The 23,853-nt window shown below is 44.6% G+C and carries 19 protein-coding genes, 2 tRNA genes, 1 other RNA gene and 1 CRISPR repeat array (1 of these 23 only partly in view); of the genes, 6 read left to right on the top strand and 16 right to left on the bottom strand.

Annotated elements, in window-relative coordinates; genetic code table 11:
* Nucleotides 1–1,550: a CRISPR direct-repeat array (repeat unit 32 nt; unit sequence GTCGCTCCCCATGCGGGGGCGTGGATTGAAAT); it reaches 4,767 nt to the left of the window's first position.
* Nucleotides 1,551–1,739: 189 nt separating this feature from the next.
* The 8 genes from LTAR_RS16340 to LTAR_RS16305 all read right to left on the bottom strand — a co-directional run bounded on the left by LTAR_RS16340 (nucleotide 1,740) and on the right by LTAR_RS16305 (nucleotide 9,942).
* A tRNA-Pro gene (locus tag LTAR_RS16340) sits at nucleotides 1,740–1,814 on the bottom strand.
* Between the two features lie 58 nt (nucleotides 1,815–1,872).
* Nucleotides 1,873–3,135 (bottom strand): Nramp family divalent metal transporter, encoded by a 1,263-nt coding sequence (locus LTAR_RS16335; RefSeq protein WP_062423384.1) that lies wholly within the window; start codon nucleotides 3,133–3,135, stop codon nucleotides 1,873–1,875.
* A 21-nt stretch (nucleotides 3,136–3,156) separates the two neighbouring features.
* A complete protein-coding gene (locus LTAR_RS16330) occupies nucleotides 3,157–4,410 on the bottom strand; it encodes a magnesium transporter (RefSeq protein WP_062423383.1) in 1,254 nt (417 codons plus the stop codon).
* A 119-nt stretch (nucleotides 4,411–4,529) separates the two neighbouring features.
* Nucleotides 4,530–5,279: a class I SAM-dependent methyltransferase gene (locus LTAR_RS16325; protein WP_062423382.1), complete on the bottom strand. Its 750-nt coding sequence runs from the start codon at nucleotides 5,277–5,279 to the stop codon at nucleotides 4,530–4,532.
* A gap of 7 nt (nucleotides 5,280–5,286) precedes the next feature.
* Nucleotides 5,287–6,447, bottom strand: a complete 1,161-nt coding sequence (locus tag LTAR_RS16320) for a PqqD family peptide modification chaperone (RefSeq protein WP_062423381.1) — start codon at nucleotides 6,445–6,447, stop codon at nucleotides 5,287–5,289.
* Between the two features lie 19 nt (nucleotides 6,448–6,466).
* On the bottom strand, nucleotides 6,467–7,933 hold the full coding sequence (locus LTAR_RS16315) for a PqqD family peptide modification chaperone (protein ID WP_158423464.1): 1,467 nt from the start codon (nucleotides 7,931–7,933) through the stop codon (nucleotides 6,467–6,469).
* A complete protein-coding gene (locus LTAR_RS16310) occupies nucleotides 7,860–9,545 on the bottom strand; it encodes a hypothetical protein (protein WP_062423379.1) in 1,686 nt (561 codons plus the stop codon). The genes LTAR_RS16315 and LTAR_RS16310 overlap by 74 nt, the downstream gene beginning before the upstream one ends.
* A 34-nt stretch (nucleotides 9,546–9,579) precedes the next feature.
* The gene (locus LTAR_RS16305) at nucleotides 9,580–9,942 is read right to left on the bottom strand and encodes a hypothetical protein (protein WP_062423378.1); all 363 of its coding nucleotides are present in this window, start codon (nucleotides 9,940–9,942) and stop codon (nucleotides 9,580–9,582) included.
* Between the two features lie 47 nt (nucleotides 9,943–9,989).
* Here LTAR_RS16305 and LTAR_RS16300 point away from each other — a divergent pair, with 47 nt between their 5' ends.
* The 3 genes from LTAR_RS16300 to LTAR_RS16290 are packed head-to-tail and all read left to right on the top strand — an operon-like array spanning nucleotide 9,990 to nucleotide 13,642.
* Entirely contained in the window at nucleotides 9,990–10,412 is a 423-nt protein-coding gene (locus LTAR_RS16300; RefSeq protein ID WP_062423377.1) for an acyl-CoA thioesterase, read from the top strand.
* A 9-nt stretch (nucleotides 10,413–10,421) separates the two neighbouring features.
* Nucleotides 10,422–12,455 (top strand): NAD-dependent DNA ligase LigA, encoded by a 2,034-nt coding sequence (gene ligA / locus LTAR_RS16295; protein ID WP_062423376.1) that lies wholly within the window; start codon nucleotides 10,422–10,424, stop codon nucleotides 12,453–12,455.
* On the top strand, nucleotides 12,452–13,642 hold the full coding sequence (locus tag LTAR_RS16290; protein ID WP_062423375.1) for a class I SAM-dependent rRNA methyltransferase: 1,191 nt from the start codon (nucleotides 12,452–12,454) through the stop codon (nucleotides 13,640–13,642). Before ligA ends, LTAR_RS16290 begins: the two co-directional genes overlap by 4 nt.
* A 55-nt stretch (nucleotides 13,643–13,697) precedes the next feature.
* Here the strand turns inward: LTAR_RS16290 and ssrA are convergent.
* The 3 genes from ssrA to LTAR_RS16275 form a co-directional block, all read right to left on the bottom strand.
* Nucleotides 13,698–14,092, bottom strand: a transfer-messenger RNA (tmRNA) gene (ssrA, locus tag LTAR_RS16285).
* Between the two features lie 124 nt (nucleotides 14,093–14,216).
* Entirely contained in the window at nucleotides 14,217–15,764 is a 1,548-nt protein-coding gene (locus LTAR_RS16280) for a basic amino acid ABC transporter substrate-binding protein (protein WP_062423374.1), read from the bottom strand.
* A 185-nt stretch (nucleotides 15,765–15,949) separates the two neighbouring features.
* Complete coding sequence (locus LTAR_RS16275) at nucleotides 15,950–17,152, bottom strand: D-alanine--D-alanine ligase family protein (protein ID WP_062423373.1); 1,203 nt, start codon at nucleotides 17,150–17,152, stop codon at nucleotides 15,950–15,952.
* A gap of 205 nt (nucleotides 17,153–17,357) precedes the next feature.
* Between LTAR_RS16275 and LTAR_RS17190 the strand changes: the two genes are divergently transcribed.
* Together LTAR_RS17190 and LTAR_RS16270 are read left to right on the top strand one after the other, a co-directional pair.
* Nucleotides 17,358–17,451 (top strand) — tRNA-Sec (locus LTAR_RS17190).
* Between the two features lie 31 nt (nucleotides 17,452–17,482).
* The gene (locus tag LTAR_RS16270; RefSeq protein ID WP_062423372.1) at nucleotides 17,483–18,682 is read left to right on the top strand and encodes a site-2 protease family protein; all 1,200 of its coding nucleotides are present in this window, start codon (nucleotides 17,483–17,485) and stop codon (nucleotides 18,680–18,682) included.
* Here the strand turns inward: LTAR_RS16270 and LTAR_RS16265 are convergent.
* Nucleotides 18,679–19,782 carry an alanine racemase gene (locus tag LTAR_RS16265; protein ID WP_081420042.1) on the bottom strand — a complete coding sequence of 368 codons (1,104 nt, stop codon included), beginning with the start codon at nucleotides 19,780–19,782 and terminating at the stop codon, nucleotides 18,679–18,681. The genes LTAR_RS16270 and LTAR_RS16265 overlap by 4 nt on opposite strands.
* Nucleotides 19,783–19,808: 26 nt before the next feature.
* Between LTAR_RS16265 and LTAR_RS17465 the strand changes: the two genes are divergently transcribed.
* Nucleotides 19,809–20,201, top strand: coding sequence for a DUF6504 family protein (locus LTAR_RS17465; RefSeq protein WP_062423370.1), 393 nt, complete (start codon nucleotides 19,809–19,811; stop codon nucleotides 20,199–20,201).
* Here the strand turns inward: LTAR_RS17465 and LTAR_RS16255 are convergent, their stop codons facing one another.
* From LTAR_RS16255 to LTAR_RS16240, 4 genes are all read right to left on the bottom strand, one after another.
* Nucleotides 20,202–20,738: a phosphatase PAP2 family protein gene (locus tag LTAR_RS16255; RefSeq protein WP_062423369.1), complete on the bottom strand. Its 537-nt coding sequence runs from the start codon at nucleotides 20,736–20,738 to the stop codon at nucleotides 20,202–20,204.
* Nucleotides 20,738–21,547 carry a nucleotidyltransferase family protein gene (locus LTAR_RS16250; RefSeq protein ID WP_062423368.1) on the bottom strand — a complete coding sequence of 270 codons (810 nt, stop codon included), beginning with the start codon at nucleotides 21,545–21,547 and terminating at the stop codon, nucleotides 20,738–20,740. The genes LTAR_RS16255 and LTAR_RS16250 overlap by 1 nt, the downstream gene beginning before the upstream one ends.
* On the bottom strand, nucleotides 21,547–22,470 hold the full coding sequence (locus tag LTAR_RS16245) for a DUF8754 domain-containing protein (protein WP_062423367.1): 924 nt from the start codon (nucleotides 22,468–22,470) through the stop codon (nucleotides 21,547–21,549). The genes LTAR_RS16250 and LTAR_RS16245 overlap by 1 nt, the downstream gene beginning before the upstream one ends.
* A gap of 150 nt (nucleotides 22,471–22,620) precedes the next feature.
* Entirely contained in the window at nucleotides 22,621–23,760 is a 1,140-nt protein-coding gene (locus tag LTAR_RS16240; protein ID WP_081419793.1) for an integrase catalytic domain-containing protein, read from the bottom strand.
* Nucleotides 23,761–23,853: the final 93 nt, after the last annotated feature.

Here is a 23,853-nt window from a genome sequence, read left to right as displayed (position 1 = left end):
GTCGCTCCCCATGCGGGGGCGTGGATTGAAATGTCAGGGTATTTGCTGTTGCTGTTATTGATATCGTCGCTCCCCATGCGGGGGCGTGGATTGAAATAAAATATAATGCCATCAAATACGCAACGCAAGAAGTCGCTCCCCATGCGGGGGCGTGGATTGAAATAGGGAGATACAGTCCGGGGGCGCCTACCCTGGGCGTCGCTCCCCATGCGGGGGCGTGGATTGAAATATCCAGCGGGGTGGGCAGGTCACAGCCACAGTCAAGTCGCTCCCCATGCGGGGGCGTGGATTGAAATACAAATTCAGGGGAGAAACAGATTTGTCCTGGGGTCGCTCCCCATGCGGGGGCGTGGATTGAAATTGACAATTTCCAGGCGGCCGAATATTTTCTTACCAGTCGCTCCCCATGCGGGGGCGTGGATTGAAATGTGTTGTCTCCAGATACGAAGGAGGTGACGGTTTGTCGCTCCCCATGCGGGGGCGTGGATTGAAATAGACAAATTTGCCGATGACATGTCCGAATACGAGGTCGCTCCCCATGCGGGGGCGTGGATTGAAATATCTAGCAAACATTGTAAAATCTCTTCAATTTTACGTCGCTCCCCATGCGGGGGCGTGGATTGAAATATACCAGCCTGGGCCACTTCTGCGCCGGCCATAAGTCGCTCCCCATGCGGGGGCGTGGATTGAAATCACCATGTGTCACCGTCAGACCAATCGTAGAACGTCGCTCCCCATGCGGGGGCGTGGATTGAAATTTTTCTATTTGAATATTCTTTATTATTTCCTCCGTCGCTCCCCATGCGGGGGCGTGGATTGAAATACACTGAAAAAGCTATTAGGTCACACTACCCTGGTCGCTCCCCATGCGGGGGCGTGGATTGAAATGCTACCGCCTAAAATTGCCTCAACCAAGTCACAAGTCGCTCCCCATGCGGGGGCGTGGATTGAAATATTGTCAATAGGTAGATATGACAAATGTCACTCGGTCGCTCCCCATGCGGGGGCGTGGATTGAAATGCTACCGCCTAAAATTGCCTCAACCAAGTCACAAGTCGCTCCCCATGCGGGGGCGTGGATTGAAATATTGTCAATAGGTAGATATGACAAATGTCACTCGGTCGCTCCCCATGCGGGGGCGTGGATTGAAATGTTACATTGCTTACAATAAATCCAATGAAAGAACTCGTCGCTCCCCATGCGGGGGCGTGGATTGAAATAGAACGTGTTTTTGCGTCTGTCCGCAGGATTACATGTCGCTCCCCATGCGGGGGCGTGGATTGAAATTTACTAGGTTAATTCTTTCTCGCGCTGTACCTGGTCGCTCCCCATGCGGGGGCGTGGATTGAAATCCAACCTTTCGGTTGGGCCAGCAAGGACGCCCCCGTCGCTCCCCATGCGGGGGCGTGGATTGAAATCTTGCCTCCCCACAGGTTACCCTGTGTATTTGCGCCGCTCCCCATGCGGGGGCGTGGATTGAAATCCCAGGCAACCCCGGAGGATATCCGGGGCAAAGATGTCGCTCCCCATGCGGGGGCGTGGATTGAAATATCATCTTATGAGCTGAAGTGTCATCTAGTGCTTCGGCGATTATTCTCAACGATAATCAATAGAAAGGAGGTAATTTTGAGAAATTCTTGCAATCGGTCGATGATTAGTCCCCAAAAGTGCGTAAAACAAAACCACAGACCGTATGCCTACTCAAATGAACAGGTATACATGTCTGTGATTGGCCTGAGTCGGGGCGAGAGGATTTGAACCTCCGACCTCTTGCACCCCATGCAAGCGCGCTAGCCGGACTGCGCCACGCCCCGAATGTTTTGTATTATAAGCCTGACTATCAGTTTTTGGCAAGATTTTTCATAAGACTATTTATACCGGAACAAAACCAGGGATAAATGTTGTTATCACCAAAATGCCTGCCAGGATGATCAGAATAATAACTGTTATCCAGGCAAAAATATTAAACACTTTACCGTTGACATAATCTCCCATAATACGCCGATTATTGATCAGTGAAAGCATGGAAATCAGAATAACAGGCAAGAGCACACCGTTGAACGTTTGACTTAGCATCATGGCATCAATCAAAGACTTTATGGGCAACAAGATGATAGCAGCTCCAAGTACTATCAAGGCGGTGTAGATACCAAAAAACATAGGTGCATCTTTTAAATCATGGCTGATACTGCTTTCCCAACCAAATGCTTCACAGACGGTATATGCTGTGGAGAGGGGTAAGATGGCGGCGGAAAACAGAGATGCATTCAACAATCCTAATGCAAATAGAATGGTGGCATTTTCTCCAGCCAGAGGTCCCAATGCCAAAGCCGCATCTTTTGCGCCTTCAATTCGGGCACCTGTTTTAAAGATCGTCGCTGCACAGGCAATCATAATAAAAGCTGCTACAACGACGGCGAAGAGTGACCCAACCAGGACATCCACCTTTTCATATTTGTAATCCTCGAGCTTAATCCCTTTATCAACTATAGAGGATTGCTGGTAGAACTGCATCCAGGGTGCGATTGTTGTACCGATAATGGTGACAAATATAGTAACGTACCCGGCATCAAAACGAAAAGATGGAGAAATAGAGGCATTGAATACCTCAGACCAATCAGGGTGTGCCAGAAAACCGGAGATGACATAAGAAAGATAGATTGCGCTGGCCACCAGAAAAATCCTCTCGGTGGTTTTGTAATTTCCTTTGACAATCAGGAACCAGACACCCACCGCTGCCAGTGGAACAGAAATGTACTTGCTGATACCAAATATTTCCATACTGGCAGCTATACCGGCAAATTCTGAAACGGTATTTGCCAGGTTCACAAACAGAAGCATACCGAGGATGATGGTCGTCCATTTGACCCCCAATCCTTCACGGATAAGGTCTGCCAGGCCTTTACCTGTCACCACACCCAGACGGGCAGACATTTCTTGAATAATAATGAGTGCCAAACCAACCAGGGGCATCATCCATAACAGGGTATATCCATAATGTGCGCCTGCAACGGAATACGTGGCAATTCCACCGGCATCATTATCAACATTTGCTGTGATGATCCCGGGACCAACAACGGCCAGCAATAAGAGGAAGCGCGCCCGATAGCGCTTCAGTTTTTTGAAGAAAGCCATATGCTCCTCCTGGATAGGGAATTAATGATAAAGCTTGGGAAGACGTTTCTTCCAGGCGGTCGGGATAATCTTGTCCAACGCATCATCGGCCGTAACAATGCCGTGGATTACATTATTCTTGTCAACTACCGGAACTGCCAGTAAATTGTATTTTGAAATGATCTGTGCGCAATGGTTCTGATCATCTGTCAATTCCACAGTGATCAGGTGTGTCTCCATAAAATCTTTTATATGAGCTTTTGGATTCGCCAACACTAATTGACGCAGAGAAAACACTCCCAGAAGATGATCGGCTTCATCTGTTACATACAGGTAGTAAATAGTCTCTGCTTCATTGGCTGTTTCCCTGATCCGAGTGATTGCCTGACCGGCAGTGAGATCAACGGGAAGAGTGACAAATTCGGTATTCATGATACCGCCAGCGGATTCCTCCGGGAAGGTAAGAAGCTTACGAACATCTTCTGCCTCATCCTTTTCCATGAGGTTCAACAGTTGTTCAGAGCGGTCTTCCGGAAGTTCGGCAAGCAGGTCGGCTGCTTCGTCTGGTGACATTTCCTCCAGGACGTCTGCTATACGTTCATTGGGTAGTTGTTCAACCAGACTGGCCTGAAAATCAGGTTCTACCTCTTCCAGGGTATCAGCCAGTGTCTCATCGTCCAGAGACTCCAACAATTTGCTGCCTTCCTGTCGGTTAAGGTCAGAAAGGATTTCAGCAAGGTCGGCCGGATGCAAAACTGACAGCTTGTCACTGGGAACTTTTAAGCGCATGGGCTCATCATGGGTGATTAATTCCACGTCTTCCCATGAAATCATCCCTGATGGGAGGGCACCAACAGCTTTATCAGCAACAGACGGGGTGGATCTTTTAAAACCAAGTCGACGTAATAACCCTGCACCGCCTATATCCACGTTGGAAACATAGAATTCACCGTTTACCCTGGTGATCTCGAGATCATTTACCCGCACGACACGAACACCGTTGGTGTCAATGATTTGTTTATCCAACACATCTTCTACAAGATTCAGATCATCATTTTGCTCTTCATATACTGATAGATTACCCTGATGCTGGTTCAATGGAATTATGGGTGCAAATAGGGCTGCTACATCTGTGGCAGGTATGTTCACATTGCCATTACTTCTCTTAACTTTTATAGCGATGATCTTGGGTATGGGAATATTGACCTGTGTGGCTATCAGGTCTACCAGGGTTCCTATGGTGTTGCCATCTATATCGGTTACTTTTCGCCCCATAAGTTCACTGACGAACGGCATTTTGCACCTCCTGGCATATAAACGCCCCATTTCTTCAGGGGCGTAATATTTTAGTTATGAAATAACGTTGAGATAATAGCACTCTGCAAAAATGATGTCAATATACTAATTTTATCAAACTATTTTTTCCCCCAGGCATAAAAAGTAGGTATAAAATGAACTCTTGTGTTTTCCACTCTGCACAAAGTATCCTGTTTGAGTAAAGATATGAGTGCCTCTTCAGAAATTTCATTGTGAATATCTGAGGATATTAATTGTTGTTCCGACTTTATTTGTTCTGAGTTATAAGAAACTTGCTGAAAAGCTCCCATTATTCCGAAAGAAATGTCTGAACAACCTGAACGAGCCAATGCTGTTGGTAATTGGCGTCCAAAATCAGGATTTGCCCCCTGGCGAATCAGCGATTCGCGTTGTTTCTCTCCCAAAATTGAAAATTCTGATGGGTAGTTTATTTGAGACCCATAATCTGGTTCAGCCAGAGCAGCCATCATCCCACCTGGTTTTAATACCCGGTACATCTCTCCAAGAACCCGGTCAATGTTCTTGATCCAGAGAAGAAAATAATGACATAGTACAGCATCAAACAGGTTGTCTTCAAAAGGTAAACTATTTGCATCAGCACAGGCAATTTGACTGGAGATTGTATTCGTTTGGGCGGCTGTCAATAAATCAGGTTGGATATCGATTCCATACAAATTCACTTTACCGATGGAGCTTAAGGATTGAAGAAACGCTCCAGTACCGCATCCGACTTCAAGGACATTGGATTGAGGAATTAAATGAGCCGATTTGAAAAACAATTCCTGGACCTGGTATGTCCAGGAAGCCTGTTCTTTAAATCGGTTGTGTATGTCTTTCGAAAAAGTCATTCAGGCATTATTTTCGATTTGACCAAATTTTTTCCCAGGGATCCGTCAAAATGTTACCAAGCACGGTAGTAATACCCTGAGCAGGGAGTACATCGCCATCTGGTTCGACATATAACCATGCGTTCCCGGCGCCTTTTACCGGGGAAGCTCCCTCTGCAAGTTCCAATGAGACCGGATTCAATGCAGAATATGGAACCGGCAAATCCCAAACCATATTGAATCCCATTCTTATCGCATCATTGCGTATAGCATCTAATTGCTTGGATAGGTCTGCGTTGTTGACCGATAATGAAAGGCTTCGGTTTTCACCCATATAACTTTGCAGATTTTCCAATACTACATGAGCTTCAGAAATCGTGTGAGTGGTCAATGTCAGGTGGACCGTCAAAAAGAGATCTTCTCTTGAAACATCCCGTATCGCTTCCCAAACCTGGGGAGATTCTGGATCAAGGTTGATCATTACATGGTCAAGTCCACTTTGTAAAAGTTCATGCAAAAAATCACGTTCTGACAAACGTTTTCCATCTGTCAAAAGGCCGGTCACCTGTCCTTGATTTTGTGTGACGGCAATCAATTCGCATAAGTCAGGCCGTAAGGTGGGTTCACCACCGGTAAAGACGATTTGCGGGATACCTGCCAGCCAGGTTTTCTGAAGGATAATTTTCCATTCTTCTGTCAGTAATTCTCGTTTGACCCGTTCTGTAGGTAAAGCATTTGGTGCGTCATCATTTGTTTTATATGTAAGAGCGCAATCAAGTCTGTATGGAGCAGATAGTTCTTTTGAGTAGGGATCCACCCTGTCAAAATCAAGGAAGGAAACCGGATCAAGCGTAGGGGACTCAATGATTGTTTGAATACGTTCAGAAAAATCAGTAACATCATTGAGGGCTTGCTGCCTGGGTACGTTATAGCGTTTGGAAATTTTCCTGGTTGTTTCTTCTACAGAATCATGCGAGATGAGATGGTAAGCTATTTCTGCTGCCGTTTGGTTCAGATGTAATACTGTCCTTGCATTTACGACAAGGATGCCAGTACCATCATTTTCAAGTCTGAGCTGCAAGCGGTATGGTGGAGTGACTTCCGGAGGAGATTGAAATGTATGAAAACCGGAAGGCAATTGTTGTGGTTTGGGGAAGAAACGATCGCGTATGTATTGAAGACTTTTCATTTAATTACCTCCCATAAAATCAGGCAAGTTCTTTAAGAACAGGAATCGGTTGACTGGTCAATTGATGCAATGGACAACCACCACCACATTCCTGCAACATGGCACAAGAAGTACAACCTGAAGGAACATTCTTGCGTTCTCTAAGAGAAACTGACAAAGGATGTTCCCAAATGGATGACCATTTATCCTTCAGAATATTTCCCAACGGTTGATAGAACGATTGACAGGGGATTACAGAACCATCCGGTTCGATGCACATATTGTACAAAGCCGCAGTACAACCTTTAATCCCCAATTGCAGTGACATTGGATCAAAATGGCAGTACTGAGTAGGTGTATACCAGATGAGCTTTTGGCCAAATTCAGATGTCAATCTTCTGGCAGTATCCAATAATGCTGGAAGTCTGGTTTCAGGCAAGCCAGTGCCAACCGTTTCGCCTCTGCCGGAATAAATCAAGGCATTCAATCCAACAGTCGGAACGCCGACATTATGGAGAAATAACAACGTTTCTTCAAGATGATCCGAATTTTCTTGAAGAAGCGTTGTATTTGTCATCATATAGAGTTTTGAAGCGACTGCGTTTTTTATGCCGGCAATTGTTTCGTCCCAGGCACCCGAATGACAGACCAATTTATCATGTATATCTCTATCTGAGGATTCAAGAGTGATCTGCACATGATCCAACCCGGCAGCGATCAGACTTTCAAGATAATTGACATCAGACAATCTGCGTCCGTTAGTGTTAATACCAGTGATCTGACCCAGCGACTGCGCATAGGATATTAATTCGGCTAGATCATCGCGCAAGGTTGGTTCACCACCGGTAAAGATAATATGTGGTATTCCGATCTGCCAGCATCGGTCAATTACCTTTTTCCATTGGCCTGTGGAAATTTCTGGAAAATTGCGAGGGCGGGCATTGTAACAATGGGCACAGTTATTGTTGCATCGATATGTCAATGCCAGGTCCATCCGATATGGGGCGGTGGGACGGGCACTGAAAGGTGTGTTAATTTCAAGATCAAGATCGCAAACCGGGCAGGTAGAATCAGGGTGTATCAGGGCTTCAATTGAGGGGTAAAATGCCAGATAGTCTGCTTTGGCATCTGGTGAAGGTATTTGATATACCTGCGATATCCGCGAGACGGCTTCCTGTTCAGTTTTGCCATTAAGAAATAACCAGGCCATAAAACAAGCTGTCTCGTTGAGGTGATAAATACGGGCGGCATTGACCATCAGGGTACCGAATCCATCTGGATCGATTCGCAGATGGATTCGGCATTTTTCATTGTGATCCTGTCGGTCAAATGAATAGATACCCGGTTTGACTGGTGTTCTTTTTTGACGAAGCCAACCGAATAATCCTGAAGAGGAATACCGCAATGTGATTTTATTCACGAATTTTCGGGTCCTATCTGCCGCCCCCGGCACAGGCACAGGCACATCCAGCACAGGCACAGGCGCAAGCACAACTACTTCCTCCACCACCTCCACCATGATACGTTGAACGTGTTACCGGAACCGGATTGGTTTTATCTGTAATTCCGCTAGTGAAAGATGTCAGATCACCTACTACATTGCTTGAAAAGTTCTGAATACCGCCAACCATGGATGCAGCGAAATCAGCACCAGGCAAAGACGGTAAGGAGATACTGCCGCCTCCTGAACTGTTTGAGGAGGGTACGGCATCGGCTCCTTTAAATGAGCCGCCTGAGGAATGGCTGGAAAACACAGGATCATACCGCCCCCACCAGTTAGGCAGAAATACAGGTTCAGTGCGGAAGACTTCTTTGGTTTTATCGCCAAATTTATCATCCAACATAGCCCAGTCCATGTACTGGTCATATTTTTCCATTTTCACTTGAGGTGTTTCAGCCATTTCAACCTGAGCCCAGGCGCGATCCATGATGTCTTTATAATAGGCAATCGTCTCTTTACGAGAAAAGCCTTTCATCTTCTCACCAACATTTTTTACCAGATTAATGATCATTGTTTGCAGATCACGCTTCCGCTTGTTTTTATCAGAATCTTCAAAGGCAGTTATGAATTCTTTCTCATAATCATTTAGACCCTCAGGCAATGGTGAAGACGGCTTGATGGTAAGGGGTTCTTTTTGAATAACGGATGCAGCATTCTTTTTAATAATTGAGAAAAGAATCATCGTCATAACACGATCGATGGGTTGTTCCATCAGAATAGCTGCTTCAACAGCCGTCAAACCACGTTTGATCCCATGCCCTTCAACTGAAATTTTCGGAGGAAGATATTGAAGTTTGCGTTTCTTTGCCCCCCAGATGGCTTCATAGATTCCCCAGATAAACGAACCTGCAAAGAACAACGCAACTCCGCCGCAACAAACGTCTTCAAAACTTATATTAATCAATGGAGCTTTTACGATTGAATCTGCTGGAATGAGTTTCGCGGGGAAACTGGCGCCAAAGGTGTATTGGGTATAAGCATTGGCATAATCGGCAGTCCACCGATAATACACCCGGCCTTCTGTATCATAGCCTGATTCTGGCTCGGTATTTCCCGGCCAATTTCCACGAACGGCATGATATCGAGGTTCGTCTGAAGAAATTCCGGGCGGCAAGAAGAAGGTGACCGTCATCTTTGTCGCTCCGGTAACATACTGTGAACCAAACCATGTAGGCGAAAACTCAAGACTGGCATAATCTTTAACACCTTCCGCTGTGGATGGATAAAACACGCGGTTAATGTTATTGATTCTTACATGTAGTGTTCCGCTTTTGCCAGGCGCAATCGCACGTGAACCAAGACCTAATGCCACCCCCGGTTTTACATATTCTGAATTCTCAATATCAGAAATACGGGAGCCGTCAATTTCAGCGCTAACGTTCGATAGTGAGTACGAATCATTGGGTATGCCAATGTCAACATAGTCAATAGGATCGGCATCTGCACTGTTCTTAAAAACGATTTGATAATCAATGGATGATGTGCCATCTGTGTTGGCATAGACATTTACATCGAGGCTTTGAACCTGAAAGAGGTACGTCTGCGCATAGGCAGATGTAGTTGTAAATAAAAGCAATAGAAAAGTCAAGGTAATACTTAACCATCGAAACCTGGACATTGGACTCCTCCCCGTGATTTATTTCGGGTTTTTTCTACCACTTGGGTTCTTCAGTGAGCTGGTATGTAGTTTTACAATATGGACAGGTTACCACTGGCGCTCCTGCAACCAGCGAGATATTCTCAGAGCTGAGAACTCCACCACAGGATTTACATTTAATAGTATCCATTGATACATTTCCCGGCAGATCAATTTTTACTGTTACATTTTGATCTGATGTGGGTGCAGGTTTTCTGGCTGCCCAAAAGATTAAAACAAATCCGATCAAAACACTAATTACACCGATGATTAACCATCCGATTTGACCGTTGGGACTAAATGTTGCATAAATAAACAGAACACCAAAGAAAATTAAAATAGCAGCAGCAATATATGCAATTACTTTGAGTGCATTCATTTATTCCTCCGGATAATTAAGTGTAACACAAGCAAAAAGGAGCATTTGTGGAACCGGTCTGTAATACCTCAAATCACTTGGTGAAATCTGAAGATTTGAACCATCATGGTACCTTGTATGCTGGAAGAAGTGCAGAATGGTTTGTTGAAGCTGGTTTTATTGCAGCCGCTCGAATAAAACCACCCGATAGTATTGTCTGCTTGAAGATACATGGAATGACCTTTTCCAGACCAGTACATTGTGGAGAAATCATCACATACAATAGCAAAATAATCTACGCAGGTACCACCAGTATGGTTGCATTCATTGATGTATGGGCTAATCAAGAATTGGTTGTAAAAGGATTTATCACATTTATTCATGTGGATGAAAACTCAAAGCCCATACCTCATGGTATAGTGATTGAACCTTCAACAGAAGAAGATAGAAAATTACAGGAAACAGCCATTGCTCTTACTAGAAAGAAATAAGAGGGAATTATGACCATTGAAGCCGAACATGATCGATTAGTTGAGTTAAGAAAAGAAATCAATTTTCATAATTATCGTTATCATGTGCTGGATGATCCCATTATCAGTGATGTTGAATATGATCGGCTTCTGCTTGAATTGCGAAAAATAGAAGCCGAACATCCTGATTGGATATCTCCTGATTCTCCCAGCCAACGTGCAGGGGCGGCTCCCTCAGAAAAATTTAACAAACTTGCCCATCCTCATCCCATACTCAGTCTGGCAAATGCATTCACCACTGATGAAATTAAGGCATGGATTGATCGGATTTCCAAATTGGACAGCCGGGTTTTAAATTCCGATTTTGTCGTTGAACCTAAAATTGATGGCTTGACTGTCGTATTACATTATGAAGATGGTCTTTTTGTTCGCGGTGCAACCCGCGGTGATGGAGAAATTGGTGAAGACATTACTGCCAATCTGCGTACCATCCGGTCTTTACCTCTGAGAATCCCGATCTCAGAAGATGGACCAAAGCCACCTCACAAGCTGGTGGTTCGTGGTGAAGCTTTCATGTACCTGAAAGATTTTCATGAATTGAATCAACGACTCAGTGAAGCTGGCGAACGCACATACCAGAATCCACGAAACACTGCCGCGGGTTCATGCCGTCAACTTGACCCGGCATTGACAGCAAGCCGTCCACTATCTCTCTTAATGTATGATATTGTGGAAGCAGATGGCACGGTTCCGAGAACGCAATGGGAATTATTACGGTATTTAAAAGCGTTGGGATTCCCTGTTTCAGATCAGGTGGAATTATGTCATGAACTGAATCAAGTTCTGGCTGCCTGCGAGAGACGGGCAGAAACGCGCGATTCGCTTACTTTTGAGGTGGATGGCGCTGTTATCAAGTTGAATGATCTGGATCTAGCGGCATCGCTGGGATTTGTTGGAAAGGATCCGCGTGGGGCTATGGCTTTCAAATTTCCGGCCCGCGAAGTTACCACGAAATTGCTGGATATCGGTGTTAATGTTGGCCGGACAGGTGTTCTCACCCCGTATGCCATCATGGAACCGGTTGAAATCGGGGGGGTGATTGTCAAACAGGCAACTCTGCATAATTTCGATTTCATTGCCGAGAAAGATATTCGGATTGGAGACCGAATTTTGTTAAAACGGGCCGGTGATGTTATTCCATATGTAATTGGTCCGATCCTTGATGCCAGAAACGGGAATGAGAAACCCTACGTACCACCAGCCATTTGCCCAGCCTGCCAGGAACCCGTCGAACATCTTGAAGGTGAAGTCGCATGGTATTGTGTCAATTCAGCCTGTCCGGCACAACTTGTCAGAAACCTCGAACATTTTGTATCCCGGACTGCGATGGATATAGCCGGATGTGGAATAAAAATTGTTGAACAATTAATCTCGACTGGTTTGATTAAAGATGCGGCTGATCTTTATGCCATTAAACGGGAAGAACTGTTGAAATTGGATGGCTTTGGTGCAAAAAAAGCCGATAACCTTCTGGCCTCCATTGAAGCTTCAAAAAATCAGCCATTGAACCGTCTAATTACAGCCATTGGGATTCATGGTGTTGGTGAAGTTATGGCAATGGATCTATCGAAAAAATACACTGATCTTGATGCACTTTCTTCTGCTCGAATAAACGAATTATTGACCATTGAAGGAGTCGGTCCGAATATTGCGCAGGCGATTGTTGACTGGTTTGTACTCGAAGCGAACCGGGAATTGATACGAAAATTCAAATCATTGGGAGTTTGGCCGAAAAAAGAGTCAAATCTGAATACCACGGCTGCACTTCAAACTTTGCAGGGATTGACATTTGTAGTCACGGGAACCCTGCCTACACTCTCCAGAGAAGGTGCGAAGGAATACATTCAAAAATACGGTGGCAAGGTGACTGAAAGCGTCAGCCAGAAAACCAGTTATCTGGTTTTGGGGGAGAATCCCGGTTCAAAATTAGATAAAGCCAGAGAATTTAATATACCGATATTGGATGAAGCCGGATTACGAAAATTAACAGGAGAAAACTCTTGAAAAAGCAACTGATATTAAAGCCCGGACGTGAAAAATCAGTACTTCAAAAACATCCCTGGATCTTTTCGGGTGCAATTCAATCAGTAAAAGGAGATCCCGCTGCCGGAGAAGTTGTTGACGTTCTATCTTCTCGAAATGAGTGGTTGTGTACAGCAGCTTATAGTCCGGCTTCTCAAATTCGGGCCAGAATCTGGTCCTGGACAGGCAACGAAGAAATTGATGAAATCTTCTTTGATAAAAGGATAAAAACTGCCATTCAGTTGAGGAACGATCTTGGTCTCTTTAAAAAATCGGATGCCGTTCGTCTTATCCACGGTGAATCTGATTGCCTTCCTGGTCTGATAGCTGATCTTTATAAAGATACGGTAGTACTTCAATCTCTATCTGCCGGAGTGGATCAATGGAAGCCTGTTATTGCCAGACTTCTTCAAGAAAAGACAAGTGCAACCTGCGTACTGGAACGATCAGATGTTGAAGTCCGAAAACTTGAAGGGCTTCAAGAACAAGCCGGTGTATTATTGGGAAAGGAACCAGAAAAAGACTTGACCATTCTGGAAACAGGTTTGAGATTTCTTGTAGATGTTTTGCATGGCCAAAAGACCGGATTCTATCTCGATCAACGGGATAACCGTATTTTGGCGGGTTCAATGGCTCAAGGAAGAAGAATTCTCAATTGTTTTAGCTATACTGGTGGATTTACAGTTCATACCCTAACCGGTGGTGCTGAAGAAGTTCTATCTATTGATAGCTCTGCAGAAGCTCTGGAAACAGCCAGGAAAAATCTTGAGTTGAATGATCTTCCTTCAAATCGGGCACATTGGATGGAGGCGGATGTATTTCAGGCTCTCCGGAATTTGCGAGACCGGGCCGAGAAATTTGATATGATCATTCTGGACCCACCCAAATTTGCACCAACAGCTGCTCATGCAGCAAAAGCTGCCAGAGCGTACAAAGACATCAATCTTTTGGCTTTCAAAATGTTAAATCCTGGAGGAGTGTTGTTCACTTTTTCCTGTAGCGGCGGTATAAGTCAGGATTTATTTCAAAAGATTGTAGCCGGTGCTGCTTTGGATGCCGGTGTCCATGCACGCATAACCCATTGGATGACCCAGGCGGCAGATCACCCGGTTGGGCTCAATTTTCCTGAAGGGTATTACCTGAAAGGATTGGTTTGCGAAGTATTATAAAAAAGGAATTATGGAGAAACAAAAAAGACAGCTTTTTGCTGCCTTTTTTGTTCTTGAGTGGAGATGGCGGGAATTGAACCCGCGTCCGAAAGATTCGACCCTCGAACCTCTACGAGCGTAGTTGATCTTTTATTTAGCCTGCCATTCAGAGATCAACAGAACAAATAACAGACGATCCGTTTAGGCCCTAGAGCCCTCTTTCGTACAGATCACGGAAATCTGCACGGCACACCGGCCTTGTGACGCCCACTCTACCACCGGACGGTGAACGGGGTAGGCAGACGCCGTCTCACGAAGAGGCGGTTACTGATTCCAATCGCTTATGCAGCGAGAGGAAGAGCAGCGTAGGAAGTGCGGTTGGCACTTAAAGTTTTGTGCGGATTTTACGAGTTCGGCACCTCTCGGCTCGCCATCCGGGACCAGCCTCTCCCGTCGAAGCCGATCATCCCCGGGACTATTTGTATTATACGGTTGATATGAAGGACTAACAAGGTACTTTTTGTTTGAGTATTATAAGAAAAAGCGGCAGCAATGTTTTTACATCACTGCCGCTTATCTTAGATATCAATTTGACTTACTTACTTGCGCCTTTAACCCATTTGGTGTTCAACTCGTCAATCAAACCAGCGTCTTTTACTTCCTTTAAACCCTTGTTGATTCTATCGAGCAATTCTGTGTTCTTCTTGCAGACAGAGATACCGTAATCTTCGGAAGTCAACAAATCACCGACAATCTTGATCTTATCTGGAGATTTGCCTACGAAACCTTCGGAAGGAACGTTATCGGCGACGACGGCTTCCACCTGTCCGTTCAGCAGATCCTGGAAAGCCAGGTCAACGCTATCATAGGCTTTGACATTGGCGCCTTCGATTTTCTTGGCCAGAATGTCTCCGGTTGTTCCGAGCTGGGTACCAATGGTTTTGCCCTTGAGGTCCGCTTCGGTTTTGATCTTGTCATTGGATACAGCGACAGTGATGGCCTGACCGGCTTTGAAATAAGGATCGGAGAAGGTCATATTCTGCTTGCGCTCATCAGTGATGGTGATCGCCGAGATGGCAGCATCATACTGGCACTGGGCCATACCGGCCAGAAGAGGATCGAAACCAATGTTAACAAATTCGACCTGGAGATTGGCTTTCTCAGCAATGGCTTTGAAGAGGTCAATATCAAAACCGACCAATTCTTTGGTCTTCTCATCTACGGTTTCGAAAGGAGGATAAGCGGCATCAGAGGCAACGCGAATCTTCATTGGTTCTGCCGGAGCTGCTGCAGCAGGAGCGGCTGCGGCATCAGATACTCCACCTTTGACCCATTTGGTGTTTAATTTTTCAATTAAACCGTCTGCTTTAACAGCGGCCAGGCCTTTGTTAATTTTTTCGAGTAATTCTGTGTTCTTCTTGCAAACAGAGATACCGTAATCTTCGGAAGTCAACAAATCACCGACAATCTTGATCTTATCCGGAGACTTGCCTACGAAACCTTCGGAAGGAACGTTATCGGCGACGACGGCTTCCACCTGTCCGTTCAGTAGATCCTGGAAAGCCAGGTCAACGCTATCATAGGCTTTGACATTGGCGCCTTCGATTTTCTTGGCGAGAATGTCACCGGTTGTTCCGAGCTGGGTACCAATGGTCTTACCCTTGAGGTCCGCTTCAGATTTAATGGCATCATTAGAAGCAGCCACGGTGATGGCCTGACCGGCTTTGAAATAAGGATCAGAGAAGGTCATATTCTGCTTGCGCTCATCAGTGATGGTGATCGCGGAGATGGCAGCATCATACTGGCACTGGGCCATACCGGCCAGTAGAGGATCGAAACCAATGTTGACAAATTCAACTTCGAGACCTTCTTTTTCAGCAATGGCTTTAAAGAGGTCAATATCAAAGCCGACCATTTCCTTGGTCTTTTCATCTACGGTTTCGAAAGGAGGATAAGCGGCATCAGAAGCAACGCGAATCTTAGTGGCAGCCGGTTTGGCTTCGGCGGCGGTCGGTTGAGCGGCGGCATCTGCTGCTTTTGTCGGTTCAGCCGCAGGAGCTGGCGTTGCGGCAGGTGCACAGGCTGTCAGGATCATAGCAAAGACAGCTAAAAGGGACATAATGGTAAAAAACTTTGTTTTCATCTTCTCTCCTTGGTTGTGTGTTTTATGTGGAACGTGTACCAATTTTGATTTTTCAATAAGCAACTCCTCGAAGGTCTGACCACCTGGAAAAATGGGATAAGCAAAAAACCCGGCCCATCATTAAGGGTCCCGGGATTTTCGAAGTAGATCCACTCCTTATGCTTTCATAAGGAGTGGACCACTATTTATCGTGAATGTCGTTGATTCTGAAAAACGGGAACAAATTCTGGAATTTGCACTGGAATGCCCCTTGCAGTTTTGTCGCTGGGGGTGACCATCCCAAAACGGGAAGCTCCCAGGTAGAGGATTTCCAGTATTATATCGCGATAATTCCAATTTTCGGCTTCAGCAATTACACAAAGATCACTAAATCCACGGGTTAAACCGGGAAGTGTGTTAATTTCCATTAGCCGGGGAACACCATTTTTATCCAGGCGGATGTCGACGCGGGAAACATCCAAAGCATTGATGGCATTATGTGCTTTTATGGCCAGATCCTGCAATGTAGATGCCAGTGGTTCTTCAACTGAGGCAGGACAGATAAATTGAGGTACACCTGCTTCTCCGGTATGTAGCGTCTTGGCTATGTGACCATAAATGCCTGGTGTAACTGAGGCTGAGCTGTCAACTTCTAATAATGGAAAGCGGTGAAAACCATCCGGGCCATAGATGTCAGGCCGGGGGCTGAATCTGGCTGCATCACTACGTCCCATAACCGCCACAGTGAACTCGCGACCCGGTAAATACTCTTCCACCAGAGCTGCCTGGTGGTAGTTTTCTATGACCCATTTTATGCGCCGATAAAGTGATTCTTTATCATAAACTATAGAGCCGCCGTCCATTCCCATACCAGTTCCTTCACTGGCCGGTTTAACGAACATGGGGAATGAAAGATCATCTGCGAGAGGCTCATTGCCTGTGACGAACTCTTGAAAAGCCGCCGTTGGAAGACCTTTATCGCGCCAGATGCGTTTTGTCATGGTCTTATCCAAAGATACAGCATTGGTTAATACACGAGAAGCTGTATATGGGATGCGTAATAATTCCAAAAGAGCCGGAATCTGTGCTTCCCGAGCGTCACCATATATACCTTCGGAGATATTAAAACAAATATCTGGCCTTACATGTGCCAGCGTATAAGGCAGGTTTGCATCTGCTGGTATAAAAACTGTAGTATGACCATCAGACTCAATAGCTGACTGAATTTCCTGAATTGTTTCTTTCTTGTCAAATTCAGCCCCTGCATCTGCGGGGCCATCAATTGGTAAGACTGTTTCCCCCTTGACATTGGCAATTACTGCCACTCTCCACGCCCGAATGGGGCGCGGAGAAGTACTGGGAGGCTTATCGTTTTCCTCAGTGCTTTCGATTTCTTTTGTCTCGTCCATAATGTGAATTCTTCCTGTTTCTCCGGTTTTACCGGTAATAATACACAACAGCCCTGTAGTATAGTAGCAACCTTCAAAAATACAAGAGGTGAAAACCTATCAATTTTGTTTTCATACACACTATACGACGATTTTATAGAATAGTTGTAATCAAAACCATACAATTTCCCTTGTATGTGAAATTACTCTGAAGTATCCTTGTGGCGGGAATGGTTGAGTCCCGGTGGGCTTCCCTGTCTTCAAAACTTGTGGCGGGCTGTTATGCAGGCCGCAGTGGGTTCGACTCCCATCCATTCCCGCCTTATTTAAATTCATAGTCAGGGTGCACACATGGAAAATCTTGCCTCAGATGAGGTATTAAGACGATTTATTGAACAAATTTTTATTATTGATGATGTCACATTGGGCGATGAGAAAGACGGATACATTGTCCGATATCGCGGCAGGCTTCGTTCAGAGGATTCTGTCTCGGCTTATGATCGACTCTCTGAGGAATTGAGATCATTCAATATAACACCGCTTTTTCGAAAAGAAGATGGGCGGCATGTCATTCTTTTGATTAATGGCGTGATTTCTCCCAAGAAATCAAATCCATGGATCAATCTCCTGTTATTCCTGCTCACTTTTATTAGTGTACTTATTACAGGAGCCATGTACGGAACGAATAATCCTTTTACAGGTGGAGTTACAGGATCAATCTATTCTGTCATCCAAAATGGTTGGCCATTTGCTGTCAGTATGCTGGCTATTTTAGGTGCTCATGAATTTGGGCATTACCTTATGGGCAGGCATTATGGAATACATGTCACTCTGCCGTATTTCATTCCATTTCCATTGAGTCCTTTTGGAACACTTGGGGCTTTTATTAATATGAAAGAGTCTCCACGCAATCGACGACAATTATTGGATATTGGATTGGCCGGTCCTTTAGCTGGTCTAGTTATTGCCATTCCGGTTCTATTTATTGGATTGAAACTTTCAAAAATCGATATCCTTCAACCGGATATTCCATCCGGGCAGATGCTCTCGATGGAAGGAAACAGCTTGCTATATTTATTTATGAAATTCCTGGCTTTTGGCAAACTTTTGCCGGCTCCGGCCAGTTATGGGACAATGAATCCTGTTCTTTATTGGTTTATGTATTTCTTTACCGGGCAGCCATATCCAGCTGGTGGGATAGACGTAATGCTACATCCTGTAGCCTGGGCGGGTTGGGCAGGTATGCTGGTAACAGCGTTAAACTTAATCCCGGCCGGTCAACTTGACGGCGGACATGCAGTTTATGTTCTTCTAGGCAAAGAAAAAGCCCAGAAATTATTCCCAATTATCCTGGTAATTCTTATTGCACTTGGTTTTGTCTGGAGCGGATGGTGGTTATGGGCTGCGATCATCTTTTTTATTGGCCGAATTTACGCAGAACCTATGGATCAGATCACGGAATTGGATAATAAAAGAAAAATCCTGGCAGTAATAGGGATAATTGTGTTTTTACTGGTTTTTACCCCGGTTCCATTAACTCTGATTGGCTAGATCGGCATCATATCAATCATATGCCCGTCAAGACAGAGATATCGGCGCATCAGATGTGCGGTAAGGCAGGAATGAACCGGAATTATTGGAATTAAATCACCAGGATGAAACAAATCCATCATGGTTTTTGGTATTGATAAAACACCGTGTTCTTGAGATAAACGCGTGACTGTGCAGCCTTGCAACAATTCACCCCAGCCTTTATTGGAATCCAATGAAGCGACCAATCCGTAACACGGTTGGTCTGAATGGATATACATCTCTTTGCTCAAATGAACGGCACCTCCATAAATTACGACTTCATTTCTTTCTGGATGAGACGCAACGATGGGGCAGAAAAGTGCGACAGATATTTGTTCGGGTTTGCATGATCCAATCTCCAATTGTTCGGCGTCAAAGAAGATAAAATTCCCAGGACGGATTTCATCGATCGCTGAGAATTCAGGAATTTGACTACACCCGGGAGTATCACCGACAGAGATCAGTAAATGCGGCTTATTTATAAATTGCCGTAAATCGTTCATATATTTGATGGATTGGTTGTGAATTTGAACAGCTTCTTCTGCCGTTTTTGCTGAATATGTATGGCCGGCATGGGTTACCAATCCATTAATATTTAACTTCGGATATTTTTCAGATGTATCTAAGATTTCTTTCAATTTTCGGGGTGAGTTCCATTCAATATCTGTCCGATGAAGACCAGTATCAATCTTTATCCAGATATTTAGTGGAGTATCTAAACTCCCTAAAGCATGTATGGCTTCGATATTTTCTACCAGGATACCCAGGTTAATCATTTGAGCGAGTTCGTTAATCTGGGGAAGTTGACGGAAATTTAGAGGAAAGGCGATTGTGATGTTATCCCAGCCATCTTTTATAAAGTATTCCGCCATATCTACAGACGAGACAGTTATTTGCCTAACGTCTTCATCACGGAACCAGCGGCCAATTTCCCTCGATTGATGGGTTTTGAAATGGGGGCGAAAAATTACATTTGATCGTCGAGCTTTCTCTGCCATAAAGTGAATGTTTTCCCTGACTTTGTTCTCGTCAAGGACCAATGTTGGTTTGATTATGTTTTCGAGAAGTGTAGAATTCATAGTATGTACAGAGATTGCTCAGGTTGATGATGAATTTTGATATTTCTTCTTATTCTACCCACTTCATAGATGAGTCCATTTGTGTGGCATATATTTCTCAACCAGTATTAGAGAAAAAACCCAGATGTCCAGATTCTTTTATTTGGAGAGGTGAAACACTCATTATTCAGGAACAGATTATGGAATGGGTTGATTATTCACGTCGGGGACGAATGGCCCGAAACATGAGCTATGCACATTCCACTTTTGCAGCCATAAAAGGATCGTGGGGTGTTGGCCGATTTTTCTTCAGGATTCTCACATCAAATGGGCGATTTTTTGACATTTATTATGATCGAGCTCCGAAAGGATTGGAGAACCGCAAAGGCACCTGGACACTATTTCAAGAATTTACACCGAAAGATAAATCTGATTTGTGATCAGAAAAATATGGAGAATGTGTGCATGAGCCAGGGTGAAAGAGCCAGGACAACGAAGCCAGCAACAATACCCAGAAGCAGACCGGCGATAATATCAGATAAATAGTGAACACCGGTTCCAACCCTGGACAAACTGACCAATGGCGACCAGATAAGTACAAGTATCCCAAACCATGAAGGACCCAAACCCATAGCCATTACGGCCAACAAACCAGCTCTGGCCGCATGACCTGATGGGAATGAGTGTGGATCAGTATTGCGGTAGATGGCTCCCCAATCACCAGGTGGGCGTTGACGTCTGATCGTAAATTTAAGGGCAAAGACAAATAAAGCCAATCCGGCTACGCCGGCGGCCATCAAGGCAGAACTCTGATGCCATTCCTTGTTTCCGACGAGCCAGATTATGAATAATCCCAGCATCCAGAACCATGAATCACCGGAATGAGCTGTAAAAGCCGCCAGTTTCCAGAAACGGGATGATTGTGATAGACGTAACTGGGCAGAAAGATCTGCATCAAGCTGAAGCAACTGTTTCATTAACCCAGAGCTCCAGCAGGTTTGAAATGAGCCAGCAATTCATCAAATTGATGTGGTTTATCAATATCCATCCCAATTTCAGCATAGGGGCATAATATGGCATGTCCCCGTGACCCTATCTTTTTACTGACGCTGATTTCAGCCTGAAGAAGAGTCATCTTCTTTATTAATAGGAAGAAAAGTGTGTCAAAACCCAGAATTGATGCCTGTTTAATGGGATTCTTGCGGGCACTGATGATCTGATCAAAGAGCTTCTGTTTTTGAAATACCATTCCATAATCAAATGCGTTGATATCACCACCGCAAATTTCTACATCCTGCAATTTGATATACGTGCGTTTTGATGCTGGAAATTTCTTTTCCATGATTTCACGGGATATGACATTGTAATAAAGATCGTGGTCAGTCTGATGGACTTTCTCAATGAGCCAATCGATCATTTCGCCAGTAACAGCCGGAATATCAGAGGATACAGCCAGGACTTTCTGACTGATTCCACCCTGTTTTTGAAGTTCGCGGACACCTTCTTGGAGGTTTGCCAAAATGGAGCCTTTAGTTTCCAGAATTGTCATTGGATGGGAACATGAAATATCGGTGAATGGCGGTAAACCGATAACCACAACACGATGGATATTCTTGGAGGAGGAAAGTGCATCGAGCACCCATTGAATCATTGGTTTACCGGCAAAATCCATTAACGCTTTTGGCTTACCACCACAGTATTGGTATAAAGGTTCACCCTGTGTTGGAGTACCACCCGCTGTTACTATGGCATCCAGAGGAGTAAGGGAAGAGGAAATGTTATTCATTATGGATTCAGGATTTGTAAATGAGGTTCCAGGTGAATCGATTCAATTAAGGTTTTCAAATGGTTGAGATATTCACTATTTTGCGTATAGTCTATCGGTTTTTTCCAACCAGAAACTGCAATCAAAGCGGCTTCCATCATATTGGTTCCAAATGATCTGCCATCAAGAACAGGGGTTGTTGTCATCAATCCGTAAGCGCCAGTTTGTTTGAAGAAATCTCGATCACTTTGCGTTGTTGTGTTGGTAACAATGATCTTTCCCGGGACATAATCTGGCATATAACGGTGCAGATAATGGCAATCTCCGGCGATCACATCGGCCCATTCAAAATACTTTTGCCATTTGTGTGTCCGTTTGTCCTGTGATTCACCTGTAGGGTAGATCCAATTAAAGGGAAGGTTGGATACAACTGGAATTAAGACTGAGATAAGCCGCCGTAGAGTATTAATGGAGTAGACCGGAATAGAAAGTCCGAGGGCAAACATGACATCACCGTACAGGCAGGTATATCCGGCCAGACGAAATGATTCAGCCAAACCCCATCGGTCAACAGCTGAAGCCAGCAGGACTTTATTCGGTTTAATTGTTTCATCCAGGTTATTTTGTAAAATTTTTGCGACCTGTGATTCAAGCAGGATTTTTAGTCCATTACCATCAACAAGGGGTGTTTTCTTAATAGATTTAAACATGAATTGGATACTATTAAGTGGAAAGAACTTTCCATCAATACAAAAACCGAGATCAGTACCACCCACTCCAAATGCATCAACTTTTCCATCAAGATTGGCGTATAACTGGGCAGCTTTTTCCATATCGCCGTCAGTGCCAATCCTTTCAATGACTACGGTTTCCCCAAGAAGATCAATCTGTGTTGACTTATTCCGTTTTGAAGATCCTATGCTGATGCTGACAGCTCGTTTCAAAACTCTCTCCTATGTTTTTATTTTCAGCGAAGAATTTTGAAAGAGTATACCGTGAGAAAGCCTAATTCGCAATTCAACAAAAAATTAAAGTGGACGTAATGCCTCACGGGAAAATGTAACCAAAGGGTAATCGTTGCCTCATAATTGATGTTACCGAGATAAAGTACATAATTGGTGAACCTTCTGATCTATGGACTTACGAAGAGTAACTGGATTTAGCTGAACATACAAATTGGTGAGGTTGGCTTTGATCTGGAAGGGGATCAGATCAGAACCGAGAACTCGTTGGTAGGGAGTAGCCGCTTTGTCATAGAGTTTGATAATTCGACCATCAACATACTCCTTGGAGATAAGCTTAAGCACTGGTTGAAAGAAATTGAAATAGAGACTGAGATCAGAGTAAATACTCTGCAGAAGATTATATCCAGAGAGAGTATCAAAGCGGTCATAACCGACCAGATGACGTACCACAGACCAATTCTTCTGTTCGACATGAGCCTGATCATTCTTGCGATAAGGGCGAGAGCGTGTAAAAGTGATCTTTTCAAATTGGCAGTATTGGAACAACATCTCATTGATGAATTCGCTGCCATTATCTGAATCAAGCCCCAATAGATCAAACGGGAGGCGTTCTTGCATGGCCACAATAGCCTCCAGAACCGTCTGTCGGCTACGCGGGAAGACTGCCTGGCACTCGGTCCACCCCGTGCAAATATCCACGCAGGTCAATGTATTTACGAATTGACCTGCGGCTGTATCTCCACAGTGAGCTACAAGGTCAATTTCCATGAACCCCGGTCTTTCCTCATTCCAGGGGGTATAGGTACGTACCGGAATTGATTTTTTAAGGAGTGTACCTGGTTTTGTGGTGCTTAGCCCATGAGGACGCACGTCATATCTTGAACTCAAACACCGGTCTATGCTGGACCGGCTCATTTGCAGCAGTAACTTTTTTGTCTCTGGCGATATGTGGATTTCGTTATTCCGTTCAAGTACCTTTACGATTTCTGGCAAAAATGGCTTTAGACGCTTCGAACAAATCTGACCACATATTTCCCAGATATACTCCAGGGCCGTGACCACCTCGCCTTGATAGATTCTCCGTGGCCCCGGTTTCTTTTTGGCTCTTGGTTTTCCCGTCCTACCCAATACTCGTATCGCATACTTACGATGATATCCCGTGATGGCGACTAATTCATCCAGTATTCTTGCTTTTTCTGTTTTGTTCCCTTTTTGATAGCGGGGTCGGATGGTTTCTACTAATTCTCGCTTGCTTTGTTGACTCATCATAGCTCCCTCGGCAGCTCTCTATTCTCTGCCCAAGGTAACATCTATTGTGAGGCAACGTTTCTCCTAAAGTTACTTTTAATTTGAGGCAATGCG

It is taken from the genome of Leptolinea tardivitalis (assembly GCF_001050275.1).
GTDB classification, from domain to species: domain Bacteria; phylum Chloroflexota; class Anaerolineae; order Anaerolineales; family Anaerolineaceae; genus Leptolinea; species Leptolinea tardivitalis.
The sequence above is the reverse complement of the archived record's forward strand: the minus strand, read 5'-3'. Positions and strand labels throughout refer to the sequence as shown.

Coding starts and splice junctions, on each gene's coding strand:
- LTAR_RS16255 (WP_062423369.1), bottom strand. CDS start 20,738: ATGAAACAGTTGCTTCAGCTTGATGCAGATCTTTCTGCCCAGTTACGT.
- LTAR_RS16325 (WP_062423382.1), bottom strand. CDS start 5,279: ATGACTTTTTCGAAAGACATACACAACCGATTTAAAGAACAGGCTTCC.
- LTAR_RS16275 (WP_062423373.1), bottom strand. CDS start 17,152: ATGGACGAGACAAAAGAAATCGAAAGCACTGAGGAAAACGATAAGCCT.
- LTAR_RS16280 (WP_062423374.1), bottom strand. CDS start 15,764: ATGAAAACAAAGTTTTTTACCATTATGTCCCTTTTAGCTGTCTTTGCT.
- ligA (WP_062423376.1), top strand. CDS start 10,422: ATGACCATTGAAGCCGAACATGATCGATTAGTTGAGTTAAGAAAAGAA.
- LTAR_RS16305 (WP_062423378.1), bottom strand. CDS start 9,942: ATGAATGCACTCAAAGTAATTGCATATATTGCTGCTGCTATTTTAATT.
- LTAR_RS16270 (WP_062423372.1), top strand. CDS start 17,483: ATGGAAAATCTTGCCTCAGATGAGGTATTAAGACGATTTATTGAACAA.
- LTAR_RS16240 (WP_081419793.1), bottom strand. CDS start 23,760: ATGATGAGTCAACAAAGCAAGCGAGAATTAGTAGAAACCATCCGACCC.
- LTAR_RS16320 (WP_062423381.1), bottom strand. CDS start 6,447: ATGAAAAGTCTTCAATACATACGCGATCGTTTCTTCCCCAAACCACAA.
- LTAR_RS17465 (WP_062423370.1), top strand. CDS start 19,809: ATGATGAATTTTGATATTTCTTCTTATTCTACCCACTTCATAGATGAG.
- LTAR_RS16250 (WP_062423368.1), bottom strand. CDS start 21,547: ATGAATAACATTTCCTCTTCCCTTACTCCTCTGGATGCCATAGTAACA.
- LTAR_RS16330 (WP_062423383.1), bottom strand. CDS start 4,410: ATGCCGTTCGTCAGTGAACTTATGGGGCGAAAAGTAACCGATATAGAT.
- LTAR_RS16335 (WP_062423384.1), bottom strand. CDS start 3,135: ATGGCTTTCTTCAAAAAACTGAAGCGCTATCGGGCGCGCTTCCTCTTA.
- LTAR_RS16265 (WP_081420042.1), bottom strand. CDS start 19,782: ATGAATTCTACACTTCTCGAAAACATAATCAAACCAACATTGGTCCTT.
- LTAR_RS16310 (WP_062423379.1), bottom strand. CDS start 9,545: ATGTCCAGGTTTCGATGGTTAAGTATTACCTTGACTTTTCTATTGCTT.